8 protein-coding genes are annotated in these 8,585 nt (G+C 59.2%); 4 read left to right on the top strand and 4 right to left on the bottom strand.

Features of this window, described 5'->3' with window-relative positions; genetic code table 11:
• Positions 1-268: 268 nt before the first annotated feature.
• The 3 genes from WH50_RS24855 to WH50_RS24845 all read right to left on the bottom strand — a co-directional run bounded on the left by WH50_RS24855 (position 269) and on the right by WH50_RS24845 (position 3,511).
• Positions 269-1,012: an SDR family oxidoreductase gene (locus tag WH50_RS24855; RefSeq protein ID WP_104152747.1), complete on the bottom strand. Its 744-nt coding sequence runs from the start codon at positions 1,010-1,012 to the stop codon at positions 269-271.
• A 75-nt stretch (positions 1,013-1,087) separates the two neighbouring features.
• Positions 1,088-2,749, bottom strand: a complete 1,662-nt coding sequence (locus WH50_RS24850) for a GGDEF domain-containing protein (protein WP_110190064.1) — start codon at positions 2,747-2,749, stop codon at positions 1,088-1,090.
• Positions 2,750-3,511, bottom strand: coding sequence for a transporter substrate-binding domain-containing protein (locus tag WH50_RS24845; protein WP_207780477.1), 762 nt, complete (start codon positions 3,509-3,511; stop codon positions 2,750-2,752).
• Between the two features lie 307 nt (positions 3,512-3,818).
• On the opposite strand from WH50_RS24845, the gene WH50_RS24835 reads away from it, so the two are divergent.
• From WH50_RS24835 to WH50_RS24825, 3 genes are all read left to right on the top strand, one after another.
• Positions 3,819-4,433: a methylthioribulose 1-phosphate dehydratase gene (locus WH50_RS24835; RefSeq protein ID WP_110190060.1), complete on the top strand. Its 615-nt coding sequence runs from the start codon at positions 3,819-3,821 to the stop codon at positions 4,431-4,433.
• Positions 4,430-5,158, top strand: a complete 729-nt coding sequence (gene mtnC, locus WH50_RS24830; RefSeq protein ID WP_207780476.1) for an acireductone synthase — start codon at positions 4,430-4,432, stop codon at positions 5,156-5,158. The genes WH50_RS24835 and mtnC overlap by 4 nt, the downstream gene beginning before the upstream one ends.
• Positions 5,159-5,284: 126 nt before the next feature.
• Positions 5,285-5,827, top strand: a complete 543-nt coding sequence (locus WH50_RS24825) for a 1,2-dihydroxy-3-keto-5-methylthiopentene dioxygenase (protein WP_110190058.1) — start codon at positions 5,285-5,287, stop codon at positions 5,825-5,827.
• Positions 5,828-5,905: 78 nt separating this feature from the next.
• Here WH50_RS24825 and ilvA read toward each other — a convergent pair whose 3' ends face one another.
• A complete protein-coding gene (ilvA, locus tag WH50_RS24820) occupies positions 5,906-7,420 on the bottom strand; it encodes a threonine ammonia-lyase, biosynthetic (RefSeq protein WP_104152752.1) in 1,515 nt (504 codons plus the stop codon).
• Between the two features lie 265 nt (positions 7,421-7,685).
• On the opposite strand from ilvA, the gene rpiA reads away from it, so the two are divergent.
• Positions 7,686-8,357, top strand: a complete 672-nt coding sequence (gene rpiA / locus WH50_RS24815) for a ribose-5-phosphate isomerase RpiA (RefSeq protein WP_104152753.1) — start codon at positions 7,686-7,688, stop codon at positions 8,355-8,357.
• The last annotated feature ends 228 nt before the right edge of the window (positions 8,358-8,585 follow it).

Here is an 8,585-nt window from a genome sequence, read left to right as displayed (position 1 = left end):
TTTTCGCCTGTTTCTTGTGCTCTGGGAGTATTTCCTTGTCTCGGCTGTCTCGATAACGCTTTTCAACAGCCTGCTAAGCTCAGGATGTAGACGATTTCCGGTCGGAGCATCTCCGGTTTCCGACCACCTCCCTCGCTACCGTGGAGGGAGACCTTTTTCATAAGCAAGTATGTCCCGTTAATCGTTCGCGGGACATATTATTAACCGCCCTGCTCTTCCTGTCTGAGCAGGGCATTTTTTTGCCTGTCTGTTTTGCCAGCCCCCGGACTCAGCGTCCACCCAGCACATCAATAAAGCTGCCTGTCGTATAGGATGCCTTGTCCGACGCCAGCCACAGGATCGCTTCCGCCACTTCCTCGGGATACCCGCCACGCTGCAGCGGAATCTGCGGCGCCAGCCGATCCACCCGTCCGGGTTCACCGCCCGCCGTATGAATATCGGTATAGATAAAGCCGGGACGGACGCCATTGACGCGAATCCCCTCGGCGGCCACTTCCTTGGCCAGCCCGAGGGTCAGAGAATCAACCGCACCCTTGGAAGCGGCATAGTCGATGTATTCGTTGGGCGAGCCGGAACGGGCCGCGCCGGAGGAGATATTGACGATACTGCCGCCGGGACCACCGCGCCGGGTCGACAGACGTTTGACGGCCTCGCGGCAGCACAGAAAGGTACTGGTAACATTGGCCGCCATCACCCGCTGCAAGCGCTCGACACTCATGTCTTCCAGCCGCATCTGGGTCTCCAGAATACCGGCATTGTTGACCACACAGGCCAGCTGCCCCCAGCGGTCAATGGCAGCAAACAGGCGCAACACATCGGCCTCCTGACTGACATCAGCCTGCACCACCATGGCATCGCCACCTTCGCGCTCAATGTCAGCCCGCACCGTCTCGGCGGCCACATGATTGTTGAGATAGTTGATACAGACGGCATAGCCGTGACGGGCCGCCAGACGGGCTGTCGCCGCGCCGATACCGCGACTGGCACCGGTGATCAGCATGATCGGATGCATGGGTGTCTCCTGATATGTGGCCGCTGCAATGAAGGTGAGTGCAACGCTATCCCGGCACGCCCGGTCAGGCAAGCATTACACCTGCCCCAGTGTCTGGGAGTCCGAGCCCATGCCGATGCTGTAGATTTCCACCCGATTGCGGCCATTGCGTTTGGCCTGATACAAGGCTTTGTCGGCACGGCTGATAAGCTGCTCGACACTGGCAATATCACGGCCGCGGGGAGAATGGACGATGCCGGCACTGACGGTGAAATGCACTGTCTGGCCCTGCTCATTACGTACCGAGGCCAGCTGTTCAATCTCGCCACGAATGTCTTCTGCCAGCGCGATCACTTCCTGATGCGTCAGCTGCGGCAGGATCAGGGCAAACTCTTCCCCGCCATAACGGGCCGCCAGTTCGCCGGTTCGCTGGGTATAGTGCAGCAACACCTCAGCCAGCGCGCGCAGACAGTCATCACCGGTCAGATGACCCTGCTGATCATTGAGCTGCTTGAAGTGATCAACATCAATCATCACCAGTGCCAGCCCGTGACCATGACGATGAGCACGATTGAACTCGGCCTTCAGCTGGGCATCGAAGCTGCGCCGGTTGGCCAGCCCGGTCAGGCCATCGCTCTGCGACAGGGTACGCAGTTCGGTGTTGGCCGTACGCAACCGGTTGGTCAGGTCGCCGTACTCCTCTACCGCCCGGCAGATGGTATCCAGCTCATGGAAACGCACCCGCGGCAGGCGAATGGCCGCATGATGATGCTGTACCGAGCGCAGACCGCCCAGCGCCATGTGAATCGGCCGCAGCACCAGCCGATGCAGGGTTAGGAAAGCGATGACCGTCCCCACCAGCAGCACCGCAAACAGCAACAGGCTGTAGCGCTGCAGCAGCTGGGCATCGGCACGCACATCCTCGGCCACCTGTTTGGCTTTGAACGCCGCATCGGTAGTAAGGTGATTGGACAGACCACGCTGCGTATCCAGCACTTCGGCAAAGACATCACGGGCATGGCTGTCCAGCAGCAATTCCCGGCTCAGCAGGGTATCCAGCGCCTGCAACTGACGCTGCAGCGCCGAGCGGCTGACCTCGTCCAGGTTTTGACTGGCCAGCGTTATCTCCGTCTGATGCACTTCCTTCAGCAGGTCCTCGATATGCGGGTCGAGCGCGGTCAGGTGGATGGCCTGCAACGGCAACTGCTGCAGCACCTTGTCCAGCTCCGGCAGGGGCGCCGTCAGCTGACGCGACACCTGCAGCCAGTAATCGTGCAGGCTTTCAGCATGGCTGCGAATGCTGTCTTCCAGACCGCGTTGCTCGGTGCGGATGCGGATCAGCTGCTGGATGCCGTCCAGAATAGTGGCGGTGCCGCGACTCAGCTCCTCATCCTTATCCAGCTGGATGCCCTGCACCAGCACCTGGGCTTCCAGCCGGTTGTCCCGCTCGGTTCGCGCATCCCGTGACCAGAACACATTGCTGACGTAGCGGCCGAGGTCTTCGAGCTTGATGGCATTGCGCTGGGTTTCGACGATGGTGGGAATATGCACATCACGGGTCTGCATCGACTTGTGGGCAATATCGCCCAGCAGCGGAATAGCCATCCAGGCCGTCGCCCCCAGACACAGGATCACCAGTGCCATCAGCCACAGCGATACTGCCATCAGCCGTGGCCGCCAGTGCCGCAGTCGTGCCAGCGTGCTCAGTGGTGGCTGGAGTTGAGGAGGCGCAGCCGCCTGTTCTCTGGCGTTCGGCATCTAGAACACACTGAAAGGGAAATACTTGCGATTGATACGGTCATAGTCACCGTTCAGACGAATGTTGTTGATCGCCTGATTGATGCGCTGGACCAGCTCGGGATGCTGTTTGCCGACGGCGATGTGGGCCGTGGAGTTGAGCTTGCTGGTATCCAGTGGGTAGTTGATAAAATCAAACTGTTGCCCCTCCGGACTTTTGAGAAACATCAGGATGCTGATGGAGTCGGCCAGCACCAGATCGGCTTCCCCCCTGGCCAGCGCAGTAAATACTTCGGGCTGGGTGGGCGGCGTGATTACCACGCTGTCGGGATACTCCGAATGCAGATAGGCCGCCTGAATGGTGCTCGACTCGGCAGCCAGTCGCATTTTGCTGAGGGACACAGGCGACAGGTCGGCAAAGCGGCTGGGGTCACCCACAAAAGAAGAGTGGGAGCGGTAGTAGGCATCGCTAAACAGCGCCTGATGACGGCGCTCAGGCGTGTCGGCCATGCTGGCCACCACCACGTCGTAGAAACCGGCCTCCAGACCATCCAGCAGTTTGCCCCACTCGACGGCTACAAAGTCACAGTGGACCTTCATGCTGTTGCACAGCGCCTTGCCAATATCGACATCAAAGCCGACCAGATTGCCCTGCGCATCGATATAGTTAAACGGGGGGTAGGCGCCCTCGGTAGCAATCCGTAGCGACTCTGCACGTGCAGCCGATGCCCAGCTCAGACTTAAACAGCACCACAGCAATGCCATTAGCGGCATGTTCAACATCGCTTTTCCCACACCCGTTCTTCCCAAACTGTGGCACGGTCATGCCCGGCCCCTGCGATCCACCTGTTTCAGTATAGCCCTCGGCCACCTGCAGGGCAGCGGCAATACCGGCAAAAACTCACCCGATCACGCAGTAAAACCCGCCTGTTTGCGGCATCTGTACAGTCATACGGGATAACTGGAGCCATCGTCAGCAGGCCATATACATTCACTCACTGCCATCACTGACATAGAATGGCAGTCTGCGCTGGATTGCTGCTCTCCATACTGTCGGCAGTCCACTCCATTCCTTAACAAGGATCCGCCTATGACTCTGTCATTTGCCAGCCAGGCTCTGATTGACGCCGGTCGCTGGATTGACCAGCGCGGTTGGTGTCCCGCCACTGGTGGCAACTTTTCCATGCGCCTTGGCGATGACCGGGCGCTGGTGACGGCTTCCGGCCGCCACAAGGGCTATCTGACCGACGAGGATTTCCTGCAGGTCAATCTCGCCGGGGAAGCCATCACGCCCGGCAAGCCCTCTGCCGAAACCCTGGTACACACGGCGCTGTATCGCCTCAGCCCGCAGATCGGCGCGGTGTTGCACACCCATTCGGTCGCTTCTACCGTCCTGTCACGGCTGACGCCCGGTGACCATCTGCCGCTGGAAGGGTTCGAGATGCAGAAGAGCCTGCAAGGCAACCTGACCCATGAAGCCACCGTCTGCCTGCCGATCTTTGACAATACGCAGGACATGCAGATACTGGCCGAACAGATTGAGCAGCGCTGGCGCGCCCGGCCGCTGCAATGGGGTCTGCTGGTGCGCGGCCATGGCCTCTATGCCTGGGGCCAGACCATTGATGAAGCCCGCCGCCATCTGGAAGGGCTGGAATTCCTGTTTGCCTGTGAAATGGAAATGCGTCGTCTCGGAGGACGAGGATGAGTCAGTCTGATACCCCCCATCTGGATCCTCTGGCGCTGGAAGACATCGGCATCGCAGCAGTGCTGACCGATATCGAAGGCACCACCAGCGATATCAGTTTCGTCAAGAATGTGCTGTTTCCCTACGCCGCCGAGCACCTGCCCGCCTTCGTCCGCGAGCATGCCGACGACCCGCAGGTCAAACATCAGCTGATGCTGGTGGCGGGCGAGATTGGCTGGGTGGAAGCCGATACCGAGACGCTGATCGGCGTCCTGCTGCGCTGGATCGAGGACGACCGTAAGGTCACACCGCTGAAAACATTGCAGGGCATGATCTGGGACGTGGGCTACCGTCAGGGCGACTTTACCGGCCATCTGTACACTGATGCCCATGACTATCTGCAGCGCTGGCACCAAGCCGGGATCGAGCTGTATGTGTTCAGTTCAGGTTCAGTACCGGCGCAGAAGCTGCTGTTCGGCTTCAGTGACTTCGGTGACCTGACCCCGCTGTTCAGCGGCTACTTCGACACCACCACCGGGGCCAAACGCGAACGTGTCGCCTATCAGCGGATTCAGGCCGAGATTGATCTGCCGGCGCCCTGCATTCTGTTCCTGTCGGACATTGCCGAAGAGCTGGATGCGGCCAGAGCAGCGGGGATGAAGACCTGTGAACTGCGTCGTGACGGCCAGCCTGCCAGTGGCCGCCATCCGGTTGCGACTGACTTTACCGAGGTCCCCTGCAAGTAACTGCCCGCCCCGGTGGCACGGGTTGTGGATAATCCCTGCAGCGGGTAAGGTGCGGGGACTGTGAATAACTATACGGCGGTGTGCCTGCCCTGCAGGCGCAACTGCCCGCCAACCTGAGGAACCCTGATGAGCGCTTTGACTATCTTCGCTGATAACCAGCCCGGCCAGCCTCTGCAGCACACCGAGGACGGTGCCGAGATTGCCGGACTGCTGCAGGCAGCCGGTGTCCGCTTCGAGCGCTGGAATGCCAGCACCCCCATCACGGCAGAGATGAGCAATGATGACATTCTGGCGGCCTATGCCAGCGACATTCAGCGCCTGAAAGATGAGAACGGCTATATCACCGTGGATGTGGTCAGCATGAAACCCGACCACCCGCAGAAAGATGAATTCCGCCAGAAGTTTCTCAGCGAGCATCGCCACAGCGAAGATGAAGTCCGCTTTTTCGTCGCCGGTCAGGGACTGTTCTGCCTGCACATCGGCGACCGTATCTATCAGGTACTGTGCTGCAAGGACGACCTGATCAGCGTACCGGAGAACACCCCGCACTGGTTCGATATGGGCAGCGCACCGACGTTTACCGCTATCCGTCTGTTCAACAATGCCGAAGGCTGGGTCGCCCACTTCACCGGTTCGGACATCGCCGCCAGCTTCCCGCTGCTGGCCTGAGCGCCGTAACACCACCCATAAAAAATGGCGCCCGTGGGCGCCATTCTTATTGCTCGATGAAAACCTGATAGCTGCTACTTAACGCAAGAACAGCTTGTAGGCCAGATTATCGGTGACTTCCCAGTAGGGATAGCCCAGCTCATCCATCGACTTCAGCAGGGCTTCACGCTCGCCCGGCTCCACCTGCATCCCCACCAGTACCCGGCCATCGGCCGCGCCATGATTACGGTAGTGGAACATCGAAACGTTATAGCGCTGACCGAACTTGTTGAGGAAGCGCAACAAGGCACCGGGCCGCTCGGGGAACTCAAAACGGTACAGCACCTCATTGGTGATCTCCCGCGCCTGACCGCCGATCATATAGCGAATATGCAGCTTGGCCATTTCATCGTCACTGAGATCGACCACTTCAAAGCCGTTGTCCTGCAGGTCGCGCAGCAGCTCATCCTTGCCCTGACCGTTCTTGCCGATACTGATACCGGCAAAGACATGGGCCGTGCTGGCATCGGCATAGCGGTAGTTGAACTCGGTGACGTTGCGCTTGCCCAGCGTCATGCAGAACTGGCGGAAGCTACCGGGACGCTCTGGCAGTTTGACCGCCAGCAGTGCCTCGCTCTTCTCACCCAGATCGGTGCGTTCGGCCACATAGCGCAGACGGGAGAAGTTCATGTTGGCACCTGAGTCGATCGCAATCAGGGTTTCCCCTTCGATCCCTTCGCGTGCCACATACTTCTTCAGACCGGCCAGCGCTGTTGCACCGGCAGGCTCGGTGATGGAACGGGTGTCATCAAAGATATCCTTGATCGCCGCACAGATTTCATCAGTGCTGACGGTGATGAACTCGTCCACATACTGACGGCACAGCTCGAAGGTGTGCTCGCCAATCTGTGCCACGGCAATGCCGTCGGCAAAAATACCCACCTGCGGCAGGACTACCCGCTCACCTGCCTCCATCGCCGCCTTGAGACAGGCTGATTCTTCCGATTCCACCGCAATAATACGGATCTCCGGACGCAGGTATTTAATGTAGACCGCAATCCCCGCCGCCAGGCCACCTCCGCCGACGGGGATAAAAATCGCGTTAATCGGGCCGGATTCCTGGCGCAGAATCTCCATCCCGATCGTTCCCTGACCTGCAATGGTGTAGGGATCATCATAAGGGTGAATAAACACATAGCCCTTTTCCTCAACCTGCCGGAGGGCATAGGCCAGGGCCTCGTCGAAGGTGTCACCGTGCAGTACTGCCTTGCCGCCGCGGGCCTTGACCGCATTGACCTTGATATCCGGTGTCGGCTTGGGCATGACGATGGTGGCCTTGACGCCCATCAGGCTGGCAGCCATTGCCAGCCCCTGCGCGTGGTTCCCGGCCGAAGCACAGATCACGCCACGGGCACGCTCGTCGTCGGTCAGGTTGGCCAGCTTGTTGTAGGCACCACGAATCTTGAAGGAGAACACCGGCTGCAGGTCTTCACGTTTGAGCAGCACACGGTTCTTCAGCTTGCCGCTGAGATTGGGAGCTTCATCGAGGGGCGTTTCCACCGCGGCTTCATAGACCCGCGAGGTCAGGATTTTCTTGATGTATTGATGTGGCATGATGAGGATCGTTTCCTTGGGTTGTCTAGCCGCCAGGCCAGCAACCGCGCCGCCTGACGTCCCCGCGACCGCGCCAGGCCGGAGGGCCCATCATTTAACCAGATGCCAGCGCGCGACGATACCCTGAAACCGGGCCTGGTGAATTACGCAACGCATTGTCGCCGGGCAACCGGCAAAACCACCCCGCTGTACCGTCACAACCTCGCCGCCACGGCAGAAACTGCCTATAATTAGCGCCTTTCCCACCGCCAGAAAGACTGCACCCATGACCCAAGACGAGATGAAAAAGGCTGTCGCCCAGGCCGCCCTCGACCGCATCCTGCCGCACCTGGAAGAAGACACCATTCTCGGTATCGGCACCGGCTCCACAGCCAATCTGTTCATTGATGCCCTGGCGGCCCACAAGACCCGTTTCGACGGCGCCGTGGCCAGCTCACAGGCCTCGGCCGATCGCCTTAAAGCCCACGGCATTCCGGTGTATGACCTCAATAGCGTCAGCAACCTGCCTTTCTACATCGACGGTGCCGACGAGTTCGACCCGCACCTGAACCTGATCAAAGGCGGTGGCGCCGCCCTGACTCGCGAGAAGATTGTGGCGGCGGTCAGCAAGGAATTTATCTGCATCGTCGATCAGACCAAGCAGGTCGAGGTCTTAGGTAACTTCCCGCTGCCAGTGGAAGTGATCCCCATGGCGCGCTCCTATGTGGCCCGTGAGCTGGTCAAACTAGGCGGTGATCCTGAGTACCGTGAGGGCGTGGTGACCGATAACGGCAACGTCATTCTGGACGTCTTCAACCTCAAGATTGTTGATCCGAAAGCGTTGGAGCAGCAGATCAACATGCTCACCGGCGTCGTCACCAACGGTCTGTTTGCCCACCGTGGTGCCAACGTGATCCTGATGGGCACCCCTCAGGGTGTGCAGGAAATCACTGCTTAACAGGCTGTTGAAAAACGTTATCGAGGCCGCCGAGACAAGGAAAAAACAGGCGAAAAAGCGGAGTTTAGTGAGCTAAATGAGCATTTTGAGCCTGTTTTTGACGCGGTATTCGGCAACGCAGATAGATTTTCAACGACCTGTTAAAACGCACTCTGTTAGGTTCAGGGCATCTACACATACCCTGAACCTGATCCCCTCAACGTCTATGCATTCAAGTGGAGATAACGA

The sequence above is a fragment of the Pokkaliibacter plantistimulans genome (assembly GCF_003194385.1).
GTDB classification, from domain to species: domain Bacteria; phylum Pseudomonadota; class Gammaproteobacteria; order Pseudomonadales; family Balneatricaceae; genus Pokkaliibacter; species Pokkaliibacter plantistimulans.
The sequence above is the reverse complement of the archived record's forward strand: the minus strand, read 5'-3'. Positions and strand labels throughout refer to the sequence as shown.

Excerpts from the sequence above, each read along its gene's own strand:
- WH50_RS24855 (WP_104152747.1), bottom strand. The coding sequence starts at position 1,012 with ATGCATCCGATCATGCTGATCACCGGTGCCAGTCGCGGTATCGGCGCG.
- WH50_RS24850 (WP_110190064.1), bottom strand. The coding sequence starts at position 2,749 with ATGCCGAACGCCAGAGAACAGGCGGCTGCGCCTCCTCAACTCCAGCCA.
- WH50_RS24845 (WP_207780477.1), bottom strand. The coding sequence starts at position 3,511 with ATGTTGAACATGCCGCTAATGGCATTGCTGTGGTGCTGTTTAAGTCTG.
- WH50_RS24835 (WP_110190060.1), top strand. The coding sequence starts at position 3,819 with ATGACTCTGTCATTTGCCAGCCAGGCTCTGATTGACGCCGGTCGCTGG.
- mtnC (WP_207780476.1), top strand. The coding sequence starts at position 4,430 with ATGAGTCAGTCTGATACCCCCCATCTGGATCCTCTGGCGCTGGAAGAC.
- WH50_RS24825 (WP_110190058.1), top strand. The coding sequence starts at position 5,285 with ATGAGCGCTTTGACTATCTTCGCTGATAACCAGCCCGGCCAGCCTCTG.
- ilvA (WP_104152752.1), bottom strand. The coding sequence starts at position 7,420 with ATGCCACATCAATACATCAAGAAAATCCTGACCTCGCGGGTCTATGAA.
- rpiA (WP_104152753.1), top strand. The coding sequence starts at position 7,686 with ATGACCCAAGACGAGATGAAAAAGGCTGTCGCCCAGGCCGCCCTCGAC.